This window comes from Klebsiella sp. CN_Kp091 (assembly GCF_040065095.1).
In the GTDB taxonomy this organism is placed as follows: Bacteria; Pseudomonadota; Gammaproteobacteria; order Enterobacterales; family Enterobacteriaceae; genus Klebsiella; species Klebsiella aerogenes.
This window is the reverse complement of the sequence record NZ_JBEAIO010000012.1, coordinates 72,854-90,117: the sequence shown is the minus strand read 5'-3', so window position 1 is coordinate 90,117 and position 17,264 is coordinate 72,854. Positions and strand designations below refer to the sequence as shown.

General features: G+C 54.5%; 13 protein-coding genes and 1 pseudogene. 7 read left to right on the top strand and 7 right to left on the bottom strand.

The window, feature by feature from the left end; translation table 11 throughout:
- Positions 1 to 172: 172 nt before the first annotated feature.
- Together ppk1 and ppx are read left to right on the top strand one after the other, a co-directional pair.
- Positions 173 to 2,233 (top strand): polyphosphate kinase 1, encoded by a 2,061-nt coding sequence (ppk1, locus tag ABLV17_RS11870; RefSeq protein ID WP_047043447.1) that lies wholly within the window; start codon positions 173 to 175, stop codon positions 2,231 to 2,233.
- A 3-nt stretch (positions 2,234 to 2,236) separates the two neighbouring features.
- Complete coding sequence (ppx, locus tag ABLV17_RS11865) at positions 2,237 to 3,763, top strand: exopolyphosphatase (RefSeq protein ID WP_348854288.1); 1,527 nt, start codon at positions 2,237 to 2,239, stop codon at positions 3,761 to 3,763.
- 48 nt (positions 3,764 to 3,811) lie between these two features.
- Here ppx and ABLV17_RS11860 read toward each other — a convergent pair whose 3' ends face one another.
- Positions 3,812 to 6,043, bottom strand: a complete 2,232-nt coding sequence (locus tag ABLV17_RS11860; protein ID WP_113374482.1) for an EAL domain-containing protein — start codon at positions 6,041 to 6,043, stop codon at positions 3,812 to 3,814.
- A 370-nt stretch (positions 6,044 to 6,413) separates the two neighbouring features.
- On the opposite strand from ABLV17_RS11860, the gene ABLV17_RS11855 reads away from it, so the two are divergent.
- Positions 6,414 to 6,605 carry a YfgG family protein gene (locus tag ABLV17_RS11855; RefSeq protein WP_015370389.1) on the top strand — a complete coding sequence of 64 codons (192 nt, stop codon included), beginning with the start codon at positions 6,414 to 6,416 and terminating at the stop codon, positions 6,603 to 6,605.
- Positions 6,606 to 6,608: 3 nt separating this feature from the next.
- On the opposite strand, the gene ABLV17_RS11850 is transcribed toward ABLV17_RS11855, so the two are convergent.
- Positions 6,609 to 7,502 carry a LysR family transcriptional regulator gene (locus ABLV17_RS11850; RefSeq protein WP_316424313.1) on the bottom strand — a complete coding sequence of 298 codons (894 nt, stop codon included), beginning with the start codon at positions 7,500 to 7,502 and terminating at the stop codon, positions 6,609 to 6,611.
- Positions 7,503 to 7,600: 98 nt separating this feature from the next.
- Between ABLV17_RS11850 and ABLV17_RS11845 the strand changes: the two genes are divergently transcribed.
- Positions 7,601 to 8,809, top strand: a complete 1,209-nt coding sequence (locus tag ABLV17_RS11845) for an MFS transporter (protein ID WP_348854287.1) — start codon at positions 7,601 to 7,603, stop codon at positions 8,807 to 8,809.
- Positions 8,810 to 8,843: 34 nt separating this feature from the next.
- On the opposite strand, the pseudogene ABLV17_RS11840 reads toward ABLV17_RS11845, so the two are convergent.
- From ABLV17_RS11840 to guaB, 3 genes and pseudogenes are all read right to left on the bottom strand, one after another.
- Positions 8,844 to 9,077, bottom strand: a pseudogene (locus ABLV17_RS11840) (type II toxin-antitoxin system RelE/ParE family toxin); the annotation flags it as partial.
- A 201-nt stretch (positions 9,078 to 9,278) separates the two neighbouring features.
- Positions 9,279 to 10,856 carry a glutamine-hydrolyzing GMP synthase gene (gene guaA, locus ABLV17_RS11835; RefSeq protein ID WP_015703162.1) on the bottom strand — a complete coding sequence of 526 codons (1,578 nt, stop codon included), beginning with the start codon at positions 10,854 to 10,856 and terminating at the stop codon, positions 9,279 to 9,281.
- A gap of 69 nt (positions 10,857 to 10,925) precedes the next feature.
- Entirely contained in the window at positions 10,926 to 12,392 is a 1,467-nt protein-coding gene (guaB, locus tag ABLV17_RS11830) for an IMP dehydrogenase (RefSeq protein WP_015370334.1), read from the bottom strand.
- Between the two features lie 158 nt (positions 12,393 to 12,550).
- On the opposite strand from guaB, the gene xseA reads away from it, so the two are divergent.
- The 3 genes from xseA (at position 12,551) to ABLV17_RS11815 (ending at position 15,367) form a co-directional block, all read left to right on the top strand.
- Entirely contained in the window at positions 12,551 to 13,924 is a 1,374-nt protein-coding gene (xseA, locus tag ABLV17_RS11825; RefSeq protein WP_213317542.1) for an exodeoxyribonuclease VII large subunit, read from the top strand.
- Positions 13,925 to 14,003: 79 nt separating this feature from the next.
- On the top strand, positions 14,004 to 15,032 hold the full coding sequence (locus ABLV17_RS11820) for a M4 family metallopeptidase (RefSeq protein ID WP_308958506.1): 1,029 nt from the start codon (positions 14,004 to 14,006) through the stop codon (positions 15,030 to 15,032).
- Positions 15,029 to 15,367, top strand: coding sequence for a protealysin inhibitor emfourin (locus ABLV17_RS11815; RefSeq protein ID WP_045386960.1), 339 nt, complete (start codon positions 15,029 to 15,031; stop codon positions 15,365 to 15,367). Before ABLV17_RS11820 ends, ABLV17_RS11815 begins: the two co-directional genes overlap by 4 nt.
- Here ABLV17_RS11815 and ABLV17_RS11810 read toward each other — a convergent pair.
- Both ABLV17_RS11810 and der read right to left on the bottom strand, forming a co-directional pair.
- Positions 15,364 to 15,579: a zinc ribbon domain-containing protein gene (locus ABLV17_RS11810; protein ID WP_087858409.1), complete on the bottom strand. Its 216-nt coding sequence runs from the start codon at positions 15,577 to 15,579 to the stop codon at positions 15,364 to 15,366. The genes ABLV17_RS11815 and ABLV17_RS11810 overlap by 4 nt on opposite strands.
- A gap of 117 nt (positions 15,580 to 15,696) precedes the next feature.
- The gene (gene der / locus ABLV17_RS11805; protein ID WP_015370328.1) at positions 15,697 to 17,175 is read right to left on the bottom strand and encodes a ribosome biogenesis GTPase Der; all 1,479 of its coding nucleotides are present in this window, start codon (positions 17,173 to 17,175) and stop codon (positions 15,697 to 15,699) included.
- Positions 17,176 to 17,264: the final 89 nt, after the last annotated feature.

Genomic DNA, 17,264 nt, shown 5'->3' with positions numbered 1-17,264 from the left:
CGCCCTCCATTTCGCCCCTGACTGAACATAACGTAAGCAAACAAACGCGTCCGCTTTTTCCTGACATCTGATTGAAAGAAAACTGTCATATTGCTTTGACATAGTTGGACATTCAATGGCAAAGCTCGCCATAATGAAAAAGCGACGTCAATGATCCGGAGTGTGAGTTGTAATGGGCCAGGAAAAGCTATACATCGAAAAAGAACTCAGCTGGTTGTCCTTTAACGAGCGCGTACTTCAGGAAGCGGCGGACAAGAGCAACCCGCTTATCGAGCGCATGCGCTTCTTAGGAATTTACTCCAACAACCTTGATGAGTTTTACAAAGTGCGCTTCGCCGAACTTAAGCGACGCATTCTTATCAGTGAAGAACAAGGTAGTACCGCCCATTCACGTCATCTGTTAGGCAAAATCCAGGCCCGCGTGCTAAAGGCCGATCAGGAATTTGATGGTCTTTACAATGAACTGCTGCTGGAAATGGCGCGTAATCAGATCTTCCTGATTAACGAACGCCAGCTGTCCGTTAACCAGCAGTCCTGGCTGCGCAACTACTTCAAACAGTATCTTCGCCAGCATATTTCGCCGATTCTGATCAACCGCGAGACGGACCTGGTTCAATTCCTGAAAGATGATTACACCTATCTGGCGGTGGAGATTATCCGCGGCGACACCATTAATTATGCGCTGCTGGAGATTCCATCTGATAAGGTGCCGCGCTTTGTGAACCTGCCGCCGGAAACGCCGCGACGCCGCAAGCCAATGATTCTGCTGGATAACATTCTGCGTTACTGCCTGGATGATATCTTTAAGGGCTTCTTTGACTACGATGCCCTGAATGCATATTCGATGAAAATGACCCGCGATGCCGAGTACGATCTGGTACACGAAATGGAATCGAGCCTGATGGAGCTGATGTCCTCCAGCCTGAAGCAGCGCTTAACCGCCGAGCCGGTACGTTTTGTCTACCAGCGCGATATGCCGGACGCGATGGTTGAAATGCTGCGCGATAAGCTCTCCATCTCCAACTACGATTCAATGCTGCCGGGCGGGCGTTATCACAACTTTAAAGACTTTATCGGTTTCCCGAATGTTGGCAAGGCCAATCTGGTCAACAAACCGATGCCGCGCCTGCGCCATCTGTGGTTCGATAAATTCCGCAACGGCTTTGACGCCATTCGCGAACGCGACGTACTGCTCTACTACCCATATCATACCTTCGAGCACGTGCTTGAACTGCTGCGTCAGGCCTCGTTCGACCCGAGCGTGTTGGCGATCAAAATCAATATCTACCGCGTCGCTAAGGATTCACGGATTATCGATTCGATGATCCACGCCGCCCACAACGGTAAAAAAGTGACCGTGGTGGTTGAACTGCAGGCTCGCTTCGACGAAGAGGCCAATATTCACTGGGCCAAACGTCTGACAGAAGCCGGCGTACACGTTATCTTCTCGGCGCCGGGGCTGAAGATCCACGCCAAACTCTTCCTCATTTCGCGTAAAGAAGGCGATGAGGTAGTGCGTTATGCGCATATCGGCACCGGCAACTTCAACGAGAAAACCGCTCGTATCTACACCGACTATTCACTTCTCACCGCCGACGCGCGCATCACCAATGAAGTTCGTCGCGTATTTAACTTTATCGAAAACCCTTACCGGCCAGTTAGCTTCGACTACCTGCTGGTGTCGCCGCAGAACTCGCGTCGTCTGCTGTATGAAATGATCGACCGCGAAATCGCCAATGCGCAGAATGGGCAACCGTCCGGAATTACGCTTAAATTAAATAACCTGGTCGATAAAGGGCTGGTGGACAGACTCTACGCCGCCTCCAGCACCGGCGTGCCGGTGAACCTGCTTATCCGCGGCATGTGCTCGCTGATCCCCGGTCTTGAGGGAATAAGCGAAAATATTCGCGTTATTAGTATCGTTGACCGTTTCCTTGAGCACGACAGGGTCTATTGTTTTGAAAACGGCGGTGATAAACAGGTGTGGTTATCCTCCGCCGACTGGATGACGCGCAATATCGACTATCGTATCGAAGTCGCCGTACCGCTGCTGGACCCGCGTCTGAAGCAACGCGTACTGGATATTCTCGATATCCTGTTCAACGATACCGTAAAAGCGCGCTATCTTGATAAAGAACTGAGTAATCGCTACGTGCCGCGCGGCAATCGTCGCAAAGTACGCGCACAGATGGCGATTTACGATTATCTCAAATCACTCGAACAACCCGATTAACCTATGCCAATAAACGAAAAAACCCCTCGGCCGCAGGAGTTCGCTGCGGTCGACCTTGGTTCGAACAGTTTTCATATGGTGATCGCCCGTGTCGTCGACGGGGCAATGCAGATCATCGGTCGCCTGAAGCAACGCGTCCACCTGGCCGATGGCCTGGATGAAAACTCGGTGTTGAGCGAAGAAGCGATTACTCGCGGACTGAACTGCCTGTCGCTGTTTGCTGAACGTCTGCAAGGGTTCTCCCCTTCCAGCGTTTGTATCGTCGGGACGCATACCCTGCGCCAGGCGGCCAACGCGGCGGATTTTCTCAAACGAGCGGAAAAAGTTATTCCTTATCCCATAGAGATAATCTCCGGTAACGAAGAAGCGCGTCTGATTTTTATGGGCGTTGAGCATACGCAACCGGAGCGCGGTCGTAAGCTGGTTATCGACATCGGCGGCGGCTCGACTGAGCTCGTGATCGGCGAAGATTTCGAACCCCGCCTGGTGGAAAGCCGACGCATGGGCTGCGTAAGCTTCTCCCAGGCCTATTTCCCCGGCGGCGTTATCAATAAAGAAAACTTCCAGCGCGCGCGCCTGGCGGCGGTGCAGAAGCTGGAAACGCTGGCATGGCAGTTCCGTATTCAGGGATGGAACGTGGCGCTGGGCGCCTCTGGCTCCATCAAAGCCGCGCATGAAGTGCTGATCGCCATGGGGGAAAAAGACGGATTTATTACGCCTGATCGCCTGGAAATACTGGTTAGTGAGCTGCTGAAGAATAAAAACTTCGATTCATTAAGCCTGCCGGGATTGTCGGAAGACCGCAAAGCGGTATTCGCTCCGGGCCTGGCGATTTTGTGCGGGGTATTCGACGCGCTGGCGATCAAAGAGCTGCGCCTGTCCGACGGCGCCCTGCGCGAAGGCGTGTTGTACGAGATGGAAGGCCGCTTCCGCCACCAGGATATTCGCAGCCGAACGGCCCAAAGCCTGGCGAACCAGTACAATATCGATCGCGAACAGGCCCGCCGGGTACTGGAGACCACCACTCAGATGCTGGAACAGTGGCAGGAACAAAACCCGAAACTGGCGAATCCGCATCTGTCTGCCCTGCTGAAGTGGGCGGTAATGCTACATGAAGTGGGGCTGAACATTAACCACAGCGGCATGCATCGCCACTCCGCCTATATCCTGCAAAATAGCGACTTGCCGGGCTTTAATCAGGAGCAGCAGATGCTGATGGCCACGCTGGTGCGCTATCATCGCAAGGCTATCAAGCTGGATGATTTGCCGCGTTTTACCTTGTTCAAGAAAAAACAGTTCCTGCCGCTTATCCAACTGCTGCGTCTGGGCGTGTTACTGAACAATCAGCGTCAGGCGACGACGACGCCGCCAAAACTGACATTGAAGACGGAAGCCAACCACTGGACCTTAATTTTCCCGTACGACTGGTTTAGCCAGAACGCATTGGTACTGCTGGATCTGGAAAAAGAGCAACAGTATTGGGAAGGCGTGCCGGAATGGCTGCTGAAAATTACTGAAGAAGAAGCGTAAAGCTGACATCTTTGACTAAAACGGCCGGGTCATACGCCCGGCCGTTTTTTATGCGACTTCAGCTGCACAGGCCAACTGTTCTATCGGAACCGGCATACCAATGTCATAGCCCTGCATATAATCAATCCCCAGCGAAATCACCGCCTGGCGGATCTCCGGCGATTCCACATACTCCGCCACTACCTGCATATTTTTGATTTGCGCCAACCGGCAAATCGACGCCACAACCTGATAATCCAGGCTACTGGTCACCAGATTACGGATAAAGCTCCCATCAATTTTCAGCATGTCGACGTTGAGCGTTTTCAGCCGCGCATAGCTGGCATAGCCGGTCCCGAAATCATCAATCGCCACCCGGCATCCCAACTCCTGCAACCGCGCGAGCGTTTGTTGCGCCTGCTCCGGATTACTGAGCGAGTGATTTTCCGTCAGTTCAAAAATAAGCTGCCACGGCTCGATATTATAATGATGCAACATTTCCTCGACTTCGTCCGGGAACCGGCTGCGGCTGACCGAGACTGGCGACAGATTGATGGCCAGACGCATGCCTGGCAGCGTATGTCGATTATCGTTCATAAAAGCCAGCGTATTGTCGATAACCCAGCTGTCGATGCGCGAAGCCAGGCCAAATTCGTGCGCCGCGGGCAAAAAATTATCCGGCGCAACCAGTTCGCCCTGCTCGCCCACCATACGCAACAGGACTTCATGATAGCTATCGCCACGCATGCCGATAATGGGCTGCGCCATCAGCCGAAAGCGATTCTGCTCCAGCGCCTGCAGGATCTGGTTCATCATGGACACGCGTTCTTTTAATCCCTGCTGGACGTGAACGGCGCCGCGGCGCTGCACGTTTTCCGGGTGGCCGCTGGTTAACGACATATCGGCAATATTATTCAGTTCGCCGAGCAGTAAATACAGATGCTTGACCGGAGAGCGCACGTTGCAATAGCTGATCCCGACGGGCGGCTGCAGCGGAATACCATCCCAGATGAAACGGAACTGCTTAATCCGCTCATCCAGCATCACGATGCGTTTTTGATGATCGTCGCTATTCAGGCGTACCACCAGATCATGGCCCGAAAGGTGATAGACCATTTCATTCGGCTGCAGCATGTGACTTAAGTATTCCGACAGCTGCTGCTTATACTGAATGCGTAGCATCACGCCATAGTGCCGACCAAGCAACTCCAGCTCCGGCATGCGTAAAAAGCATAGTACCGACCAGGTCGAGTGGTTTAGCGCTCGGCTCAGGGCCCGTAAATTTGGCATATGAACGACCGGGTCGAGAAAGGCCATCCTACGAACCCGACGGTGGATCATCCGCTGCTGCGTCGCCAGCATCGCCATATAAGCGATAATAAAGGAGAAAACCAGGTAGCTGGAGGAGGTAATCGCCAGCTGGTTATTGTAGATCGGGGAAAATGGCAGATAGCTGTAATGAAAATGGATAACCAGAATTAATATCGGCGGCCACACCAGGGAAATAAAACGATAACCGAAACGCATCGCTCCCCATAGCATGACCGGCATAAGTAATGAAAGTGTATAATTTGTGCTAAATATCGTGCTGTTGGCATTTAACGGCATGAATAATAAAGCCAGTATTATTAACAATACTATTGCCCAGACAATAATTTCCAGCGGTTTTATTTTTTGGTCGATTTGTAAACGTACCTGGGATATAAAGCCGCGTAAGTGTAGCGGATTACGAATAACGCGAAGCAAAAAATAGCACAGCGGCACGCCGGTCAGACAACCGACCATCAGCGCCTGAAAAGTGATTAACGATCGTAAACTAAATGGCGTCGTCCCAACCAGTTCCGCCGCACGCGGATGCAGGCCAAGATACTCAGCAAGTTGAGAAATAATGAGAAAAATCACCGAAGGCAGCAGCATTTGCCAGAACAACCGATACGGCATCAGGGCAACATTGCCGTGGGAAATCTGCTGACGGCGCGGAACGAAAATACGATACCCGCCCCAGCACAACACCGCGGGGATCAAAAAATGAAATAACACACCGATGGCTTGCTCAAAGGTCATGCCGCGCGTAATGGTCAGCAGCAAACCGATAACGATGCCCGGCAGCGCCGCCCAGCCAAAAAAAAGCATCAGGCTTAATACTAGCGCCAGTGGAAGGTAATACAGGAAGACGGTATGACCGTTAAGATTTGCAAATGTATTCGCGGCGCGCGCCAGCGGCAACAGCAGCGTAGGCAGGATGAGCGGTAGCGCCCACCATTTATCCTGATATCGTTTGTATAGTTTAATAATACTCATAGATGCTCGACAGATTACCCCAACTCCTGCGGAGTATATTCAGACAGGCATCCAACCCGACCAGGCTAACCGCGAAAGTAATAACGATGCGGAACAGATGGACGATTTTAGTGAGCAATGGAATCAAGCAATTGACGCAAATCAATAAACTATTTAGCTAATATTAATAAAACTTATTTTTTTGCGACCTCGTGCAACAACCAAAATCTGTGTAAATACGATGTTCATCTTATATAACATTAAGTAATGTTTTAGCACTACGATTTTTACACCGCCGACAATTGACCCCACCGCTATACTATGACTTAATACCCCCATCGCCCGTCTTCGGGTATACTTCAAGGAACCTTTTGTGAGTCAGGCACCCAGTATGCGTAAACGACATCGATTTAACCGTCGCATGACCCGTATCGTACTACTTATCAGTTTTCTCTTCTTCTTTGGACGCTTTGTCTACTCCTCTATCGGTGCCTGGTACCATCATCAGGACAAACAAGAGTCGCAGCAATCGACCATCACCATTGACGCTCCGGCGACGCCAACGACTCCAGCCCAGGAATAACGCCTACGGCAAAATTTTTAGTTGTTGCAGCAGACGCAGCATCTCCGCTATCCCTTTGTTGATAACTTTATCCTGACGCATCACCACGCCCAGTTGGCGATAGAGCCGCGGCGATAGCGACTGTATACGTATTCCGGTGCGGTCATCTTCATCCGCCACCGCCATCTTCGGTACGATACTGTATCCCAGACCGGCACGCACCATACGCTTGATAGCCTCAATGCTACCGAGTTGCATCACCGGCGCCGAGTTTACCCCGGCAGCGCGAAACCAGCCATCGATTAGCCCACGGGTCCCGCTGCCGGCTTCAAATGCTATTAGCGAAAGTGCCTGTAGCAGTGAAGGCGTCACTTGCCCCACTAGCGGTTCATCATCGTTGGCAGTAATAAATACAAACTCTTCCTCCAGCACTGGCGTTACCGCCAGGCTGCGGCCGCTGGCAGGTAAGGTCACCAATCCCAGATCAAGCCGGCTCTCTTCCACCGCACGTACAATGTCAAGCGTATTACCGGTCGTGACGCCAACCGTTAACAGCGGATGCTTCTCGCGTAGATGGCGCAATAGCGGCGGCAGCAAATGAATACAGGCCGTCGCCCCGGTACCGAAGCTCATCGTGCCGTGCACTTCATGGTTAAACTCAGCCACCGACTGCACCGCCGTATTCACCGCCTGCTCAATAATTTCACTATGGGCCAGTAGCGCCAATCCGGCGGCAGTGGCTTTGATCCCTCGGCCGGTACGCTCAACCAACCGCGTCTTCAGGAACTGCTCAAGCTGGCGAACCTGCAGGCTTACCGCCGGCTGCGATATTCCCAGTACATCAGCGGCGGCGGAAAAACTGCCGCGCTGCGCCACCAGCCGAAAGGTCGTCAGATTTACCAAATTCAGCATCGTCATCACAAAGTTTCTCTTATGCAGGCTATAAGCCCCAGGGACTGCCTGCACAATAGCGCGCGCGATATGCTGCCGACAACTGCATAACGCTTTGGAATTCAATGAAAACGTCAACCTTGCCTGCCACCGCGCCTCTTTCCCTTACTCTCGCAGCCGGCGGCAACCAGCTCATCAACTGGGGGATCGTTTTTTATATGCCCGGTACCTTTGCCGGCGCTATTGCTAGTGATACTGGCTGGGGCGGAACGGAGATCTATCTCGGTTTGACCTTCGCCATGCTGATGATGGCGGCGATCTCGCCTTTTATCGCCCGCCTGTTGGCCTGGTTTGGCGGTCAGCGGGTGGTGTTCATCGGTTCATTAACCATCGCGGCAAGCTGCCTGGCTATGTCGCAGGCAGACTGCCTGATCTTCTGGTACGTCGCATGGCTACTGGCCGGTGTCGGTATGCGGCTGGCGCTATACGATGCGCTGTTCGCCGCGCTGGTTAACCTGTATGGTCAACGCGCGAGAATGACTATTTCACGGGTGACCCTGGCTGGAGGACTGGCCTCAGCGATATTCTGGCCGCTGGGCACCGCGCTGCTCGCGCTAATGGGATGGCGTGGAGCGCTGGTAATCTACAGCCTGTTTGGCCTGTTTAGCGCACTACTGCTGTGGCGGATGCCTAATCAACGCTTGCCCGACCGGAGCGCTCATCAGGAGAAAGTGCCGCTTTCCCGTCGCGACCAGCGCACAGGCCTGCTGTACGCCTCGCTTATCGCTTTGGTCACCTTTATTTCTAACGGCACATCCACCCATCTGCCTGAGTTTATCGCCAGCTACGGTCTGCCGGTAACAATAGGCGTACTATGGGGCATCGGACAGACCGGCGCCCGCTTTCTTGAGGTGATTTCAGGAGCGCGACTCACCCCACTCCGGCTAACGCTGTTGACCACAGCGCTATTGCCGCTCTGCTTTTTACTGGGCCTCAACGCCACCTCGCTAAGCTGGACCGTTGGCGGTTTTGTTTTCGCCTATGGGGCAATTAACGGCCTGACAACGGTATTTAAGGCAACATTACCGTTGCAGCTATTCGCGGCGGAAGATTACGCGCGGCGTACCGGACGGCTGCTGATCCCAGCGCAACTGCTGGCCGCCGTCTCGCCATTTGCCTATGCCTGGCTAAATCAACATCTGGGAATAGAAAGGAGCCTTGCTATTTCGGGTCTATTATCGCTGGTCGTACTGGGGCTGGCGCTGAGAATCGGCTGGCTGCAGCGGCGGCAGGTTGTGCGGATAAATCAGGGACAAAATGAAGAGAGGGTATGAAAAACCCTCTGTAAAACACACACATTTAGGGCTATCAGGCCACGATCAGACGCTTAAACAGCAGCTGCTGGACGTCCTGACGATGTGCCAGGATCGCATGCGCGGTCACTAACGTACCGTCTACGGAATACAAAACCCGGTAGCCTTCAGCGTGATTAAACTCCCGGTATTTGGCGCAGCCAATTTTCAGCAATTCTGGGCAAATCTGGCAGCCCAAGGGGAACTGGCCTACGGTGCTCTCAAACTGTGTAAGAATATCTGCGATAACCCAACCGAAATTTATCACATGGTACTTTTTCAAACCTGAATTCTAAATCAGAGAGTACCATCAAAAATTCCATTGAAAAAACAGTGCTTCCCGTTGCTAAAAGCTGCCAGAAAGTGCCAGACACACAAAAAAAAGCCCGCAGTTACGCGGGCTTAGAGGTACTTTACTGCTTTTACGTGCAGGCTGTTGCCAGACGCGAAATCATTCCCACTCAATAGTCGCTGGCGGCTTACCGCTGATGTCATACACCACGCGGGAAATACCGTTAACTTCGTTGATGATGCGGTTGGAGACGCGGCCAAGGAAATCATACGGCAGGTGCGCCCAGTGCGCGGTCATAAAGTCGATGGTTTCTACCGCACGCAGGGAGACGACCCAGTCGTATTTACGGCCATCGCCCATCACGCCGACGGAGCGAACCGGCAGGAACACGGTAAATGCCTGGCTCACTTTGTCATACAGGTCGGCTTTGCGCAGTTCTTCAATGAAGATAGCGTCCGCGCGACGCAGCAGGTCGCAGTACTCTTTCTTCACTTCGCCGAGTACGCGAACGCCAAGGCCCGGCCCCGGGAACGGGTGACGGAACAGCATGTCGTACGGCAGGCCCAGCTCCAGACCAATCTTACGCACTTCGTCTTTGAACAGCTCTTTCAGCGGTTCAACGAGGCCCATCTTCATCTCTTTCGGCAGCCCGCCCACGTTGTGGTGAGACTTGATGACGTGCGCTTTACCGGTCGCGGAAGCGGCAGATTCGATCACGTCAGGGTAGATAGTGCCCTGCGCCAGCCATTTCACGTCTTCCAGCTTCAGCGCTTCTTCGTCGAACACTTCAACGAAGACGCGGCCAATGATTTTACGCTTCGCTTCCGGATCGTTTTCGCCCTTCAGCGCGGTCAGGAAGCGGTCTTCCGCCGCAACGTGCACGATGTTCAGGCCGAAACGGTCGCCGAACATATCCATAACCTGCTCGGCTTCGTTCAGGCGCAGCAGGCCGTTATCCACGAATACGCAGGTCAGGTTTTTGCCGATGGCGCGGTGCAGCAGCATCGCGGTAACGGAAGAGTCAACGCCGCCGGACAGGCCGAGGATGACTTTATCTTCACCTACCTGCTGACGAATACGCTCAACTGCGTCGTCGATGATCTTCGCCGGCGTCCACAGCGCTTCACACTGGCAGATATCGCGCACGAAGCGCTCCAGCATACGCAGCCCCTGACGGGTGTGGGTGACTTCCGGGTGGAACTGTACGCCGTAGAAGCGTTTTTCTTCATTCGCCATGATGGCGAACGGGCAGCTTTCAGTGCTGGCGACGGTCACAAAGTCGGAAGGGATAGCGGTGACTTTATCACCATGGCTCATCCACACGTCCAGCAGCGGCTTACCGTCAGCGCTCAGCGCATCTTCGATGCCCTTGATCAGCGCGCTGTCGGTCTGCACTTCCACCTGCGCGTAACCGAACTCGCGCTCGTTGGAAGCTTCAACGTGGCCGCCCAGCTGCATGGCCATGGTCTGCATGCCGTAGCATACGCCGAATACCGGTACGCCGGCTTCGAAGACGTACTGCGGCGCGCGCGGGCTGTTGTCTTCAGTGGTGCTTTCCGGGCCGCCGGAAAGAATAATACCGTTCGGATTGAACTCGCGGATTTGAGCTTCGGTCACGTCCCAAGCCCAGAGTTCGCAATAGACCCCTAATTCACGTACGCGACGCGCAACCAGCTGGGTGTACTGAGAACCGAAGTCCAGGATAAGAATGCGATGTTTATGAATGTTATCCGTCATTGACGTTAATTCCAGAGAAGTAGCGATGATTGAATAAAAATCGCCCGGCGCGTAGCCGGGCGATGAAAATCAGGAGCCCATGCGGTAGTTCGGGGATTCCTTGGTGATCGTCACGTCGTGAACGTGGCTCTCCTGGATGCCCGCGCCGCTGATGCGCACGAACTCTGCTTTGGTACGCAGTGCGTCAATAGTACCACAACCGGTCAGACCCATACAGGAGCGCAGGCCGCCCATCTGCTGGTGAATGATCTCTTTCAGGCGGCCTTTATAGGCAACGCGGCCTTCGATACCTTCCGGCACCAGTTTGTCAGCGGCGTTATCGCTCTGGAAGTAACGGTCGGAGGAACCTTTGGACATCGCGCCCAGGGAACCCATACCGCGGTAGGATTTATAAGAACGGCCCTGATAGAGCTCGATTTCACCCGGGGATTCTTCGGTACCGGCCAGCATGGAGCCAACCATCACCGCGGCGGCGCCTGCGGCAATCGCTTTTGCGATATCGCCGGAGAAGCGGATACCGCCATCGGCGATAACCGGAATACCGGTGCCTTCCAGCGCTTCAACCGCGTCAGAAACAGCGGTGATCTGCGGAACGCCTACGCCGGTAACGATACGGGTAGTACAGATGGAGCCAGGGCCAATACCCACTTTCACCGCGCTGACGCCCGCTTCCGCCAGGGCACGAGCGCCCGCGCCGGTCGCCACGTTGCCGCCGATGATTTGCAGGTCAGGATATTTAGCGCGCGTTTCGCGAATACGCTGCAGAACACCTTCGGAGTGACCGTGAGAGGAGTCGATCAGCAGAACGTCAACGCCTGCGGCAACCAGCGCGTCAACGCGCTCTTCGTTACCGGCGCCAGCGCCAACAGCCGCGCCAACGCGCAGACGACCGTGCTCGTCTTTACACGCATTCGGTTTACGTTCCGCTTTCTGGAAATCTTTTACGGTGATCATGCCGCGCAGATGGAAGCTATCATCCACTACCAGCGCTTTTTCTACGCGTTTTTCGTGCATTTTCGCGAAGACCACTTCACGGCTTTCGCCTTCACGCACGGTGACCAGGCGCTCTTTCGGCGTCATATAAACGCTGACCGGCTGATTCAGGTCGGTAACAAAACGCACGTCGCGGCCGGTGATAATGCCGACCAGTTCGTTGTCTTCGGTCACTACCGGATAACCGGCGAAACCGTTACGTTCGGTCAGTTCTTTCACTTCGCGCAGGGTGGTAGTCGGCAGAACGGTCTGTGGATCGCTTACCACGCCGGATTCATGTTTCTTCACGCGACGGACTTCTTCAGCCTGGCGCTCGATGGACATGTTTTTATGAATAAAGCCGATGCCGCCTTCCTGGGCCAGGGCAATCGCCAGGCGCGCTTCAGTTACGGTATCCATCGCCGCGGAGAGCATAGGAATATTCAGACGAATAGTTTTCGTCAGCTGCGTGCTGAGATCGGCGGTATTCGGCAGAACGGTAGAATGAGCGGGAACAAGGAGGACGTCGTCAAACGTCAGAGCTTCTTTAGCGATACGTAGCATGGGCAATATCTCGACCAGGGTGGATAAATATTGCCGTGGCATTATACAGAGCGTAACCGATTGCATCCACCCTTTTTTGCAAATAATACTTGCGATCCCCTCTCAGCGCGTTACTATCGACTGAATAACCTGCTGATTTAGAATTTGATCTTGCTCACATGTTGCCATCTCAATCCCCTGCAATATTTACGGTCAGCCGCCTGAATCAGACGGTTCGCTTACTGCTGGAACGCGAAATGGGCCAGGTCTGGATAAGCGGCGAAATCTCTAACTTCAGCCAGCCCTCTTCCGGCCACTGGTACTTCACCTTAAAAGACGATAACGCACAAGTGCGCTGCGCGATGTTTCGCAACAGCAACCGCCGCGTCACGTTTCGCCCGCAGCATGGCCAGCAGGTGCTGGTTCGCGCCAACATTACCCTTTACGAGCCGCGCGGCGACTACCAGATCATCGTCGAAAGCATGCAACCCGCCGGTGAAGGCCTGCTGCAGCAGAAATATGAGCAGCTCAAGGCGCTCCTGACGGCGGAAGGGTTATTCGATCAAAGCCACAAGCAGGCGCTCCCCTCTCCCGCGCACTGCGTCGGCGTCATCACCTCCAAAACCGGCGCCGCGCTGCATGATATTTTACATGTTTTGAAACGCCGCGATCCCTCGCTGCCGGTGATTATCTACCCGACGGCGGTGCAAGGCGATGATGCGCCGGGGCAAATCGTGCGCGCGATAGCAGTAGCCAACCAGCGGCAGGAATGCGATGTACTGATCGTCGGGCGCGGCGGCGGTTCGCTGGAAGATTTATGGAGCTTTAACGACGAACGGGTGGCGCGGGCAATATTCGCCAGCCGCATTCCGGTAGTGAGCGCCGTCGGCCATGAAACCGACGTCACCATCGCCGATTTCGTCGCCGACCTACGGGCGCCGACGCCCTCTGCGGCGGCAGAGATCGTCAGCCGCAATCAGCAGGAACTGTTGCGTCAGCTACAGTCAGGCCAGCAGCGCCTGGAGATGGCGATGGATTATTTCCTCGCCAACCGCCAGCGCCGCTTTACGCAGTTGTTTCACCGCTTACAGCAGCAACATCCTCAGCTGCGCTTAGCGCGTCAGCAAACCGAGCTGGAACGCCTGCGGCAGCGGATGCGCTTTGCGCTGGAAAGCCAGCTCAAACGTGCCGACCAGCGTCAGCAGCGCGCCGCGCAGCGGTTGAATCAGCAAAACCCGCAGCCGCGCATCCATCGCGCGCAGTCGCGTATTCAGCAACTGGAGTATCGTCTGGCGGAAAATATTCGCGCCCGACTGAGCGAGCAGCGCGAGCGTTTCGGCAATACCGTGACGCATCTGGAAGCCGTCAGTCCGCTGGCGACGCTGGCTCGCGGCTATAGCGTCACCTCAGCCGGTGACGGCAAAGTGCTGAAAAAAATCAAACAGGTGCAGGCTGGCGATGTCGTGACTACCCGGCTGGAAGATGGTTGGGTCGAGAGCGAAGTGACAACCATCACTCCAGTGAAAAAAACGCGCGCCCGCAAAAAAGTCTGATTATCCCCCGTATCATGCGGGGATAACTATACTGCTGTCATGCCCTTTTAAAACCGTTCATCCGGCCAGGGAGCGTGATATGCCAGATACTTGTCCTCGTTTCGTGATTCCACCCTACATTTTACGCCGCATTGTCGATCATGGTTCCGTTCAGCAGCAGCGCTGCGCGCAGCAAACGCTGAGCCATGTACAAACCCTGATGACGCACGTGCCGGGCCGCCCCGCCGCCGCCCATGTCGCCACGCCAGGCCAGCTTGAGCGCGACATTTACGATGCCAGGCAGACTCAGGAACTTCCAGGATTCCAGGTGCGCTTTGAAGGACAGCCTTCCAACGGCGATGTCGCCGTGGATGAGGCCTACGACTATCTCGGCATCACCCATGAGTTTTTCTGGACAAGCTATCATCGTGATTCGCTGGACAACCGCGGATTGAAGCTGACCGGCAGCGTCCACTATGGTCACGAATATCAAAACGCTTTCTGGAACGGGCAGCAAATGGTGTTTGGCGACGGTGATGGTGAAATCTTTAATCGCTTTACTATTGCGATTGATGTGGTGGCGCACGAGTTAAGCCATGGCGTTACGGAGAGCGAAGCCGGGCTTATCTATTTCGAACAATCCGGCGCGCTCAATGAATCGCTTTCCGATGTTTTTGGTTCACTGGTCAAACAATATCAGCGCCAGCAAACGGCAGATAAAGCAGACTGGATAATTGGCGAGGGGCTACTTGCGAAAGGTATTCACGGCCAAGGACTGCGATCGATGTCGCATCCCGGAACCGCCTATGATGACCCCATTCTTGGTAAAGACCCGCAACCCGCCCATATGAAAGATTTTGTGCATACCCAGCAGGATAACGGCGGCGTGCATATTAACTCCGGCATTCCTAATCATGCTTTCTATCTCGCCGCCAGCGCGCTGGGTGGTTTTGCATGGGAAAAAGCGGGATATGCCTGGTACGACGCGGTTTGTGATAAGTCACTGGCCAAAGACGCCGATTTTTCAGCCTTTGCCAGACTGACGATTCAACATGGCGAAAAACGTTTTGGTAAAACGGTCGCCGAGGCGATTCGCCAGGCCTGGGAGGGCGTTGGAGTCACATCATGAACGAGGCCGACCTCAGCGATGACGCAATTATTGAACTGGCGCGCGAAGGTGGCGTCGCCTGGATCCCGACGCTGAGCGGCATGCGTAAGATTGTCGTGGCGCAGCTTAACGAGCAACAAAAACAGCGCATCGCCGCAATACTTCAGCAGTCGTTGCCGCTGGGCAAGCCGCCGGGGCAGCCGGATTCTCCGGGTAGCGGCGACCAGCGTTTTTTCCGCATTCAGATAATCAGCGCCCAGCACTATCACAGCCTGATCATTCTCATCCCGGAAGAGCGCGCGCCGCAGGCGCTGGTTGAACTCTGGCGTAATGGTGAAGGCTGCGTTAGCGATTAGACAGGCACAAATTCGACGCGCTTTTTCGAGATCAGCCCGTGGCCGTGCTGGCAGAAATAATCCACCGCGCCGCACGCCTTCAGCACCTCCAGCGGCTGATGGCAGTCCGGGCAGCGCGCCTCTAAAGCAAAATCTTTCTCACAGTGCGCGCAATGCGCGCTGTTGCCTTGTGCTTCCAAACGGGCATGACAAATGGGGCAATTGAGTTCCATGGCGTCTCCTTCTCATAATGAATAGCATGAGTTTATCACGTCATACGTCAGCGTTGCTGACCCGGCGAAGCGTTGAATAGGGTAGATAAAAAAACCCGCCGGCGGCGGGTTTCTGCATTATTTGCTTTTCTTGATATGCTTAATCAAGCGTTTACGCTTACGCATCTGGTTCGGCGTCAGGGTATTACGTTTATTGGCAAACGGGTTCTCCCCTTCCTTGAACTGAATGCGGATCGGCGTTCCCATGACATCCAGGGATTTACGGAAGTAGTTCATCAGGTAACGCTTGTAGGAATCCGGCAGGTCTTTCACCTGGTTGCCGTGAATCACCACGATCGGCGGGTTATAACCACCGGCGTGCGCATACTTCAGCTTCACGCGGCGACCGCGTACCAGCGGCGGCTGATGGTCTTCTGCCGCCATGGTCATAATGCGGGTCAGCATGGCGGTACCCACGCGACGGGTGGCGCTGTCGTAAGCTTCGCGCACCGATTCGAACAGGTTGCCAACGCCGCTGCCGTGCAGAGCGGAGATAAAGTGCACGCGGGCGAAGTCGATGAAGCCCAGACGGAAGTCGAGGGTCTCTTTCACCTGCTCTCTCACTTCCTGGCTCAGGCCATCCCATTTGTTAACCACGATAACCAGGGAACGACCGCTGTTAAGAATAAAGCCCAGCAGCGACAGATCCTGATCGGAGATGCCTTCACGGGCATCAATGACCAGCATCACCACGTTGGCGTCTTCAATCGCCTGCAGCGTCTTGATGACCGAGAATTTCTCCACGACGTCGGTAATTTTGCCGCGCTTACGCACGCCGGCGGTATCGATAAGCACATATTCGCGTTCATCGCGCTGCATCGGGATGTAGATACTGTCGCGGGTTGTACCCGGCATATCGTAAACCACCACGCGGTCTTCGCCGAGAATACGGTTAGTCAGCGTTGACTTACCGACATTTGGACGACCGACGATCGCAAGCTTAATCGGGAGATCTTGCGGGTTGAAGTCGTCTTCCGGCTCTTCAACTTCTTCGCCGTTTTGCTCGGCTTCAAACTGCGCCCAGTAGGCGGCGTCTTCATCCACTTCTTCCTGAGGATTAACCTCATCTACCCACGGCAGCAGTACGTGTTCCAGCAGACTGGTAACGCCGCGACCATGCGAAGCGGCAATCGGATAAATATCGCCCAGCCCCAGCGACCAGAAGTCGGCCATCGCCTGATCGACGTCGATGCCGTCGGTTTTGTTCGCCACCAGGAATGTCGGTTTTTCGCGAGAACGCAGATGTTTGGCGATCGCGGAATCCGCCGGCATCAGGCCCGCGCGCGCATCAACCATAAACAGCACCACGTCGGCCTCTTCAATCGCCAGCAGAGACTGTTCCGCCATCCGGGTTTCCACGCCTTCTTCCGTACCGTCGATACCACCGGTATCGATACAGATGAATTCGCGGCCTTCCACTTCAGCACGACCGTACTTACGGTCGCGAGTCAGCCCCGGGAAATCCGCGACCAACGCGTCACGAGTGCGCGTTAAGCGGTTGAAGAGCGTGGATTTTCCAACGTTAGGGCGCCCGACAAGCGCGACCACAGGTATCATGTTAAATGCCTCATACAAATTGCAATACAACCTCATTTTACGAGGTTTTTTAAAAAGTCAAAACGGCCCCTGTCTGTCAGGAGCCGTTT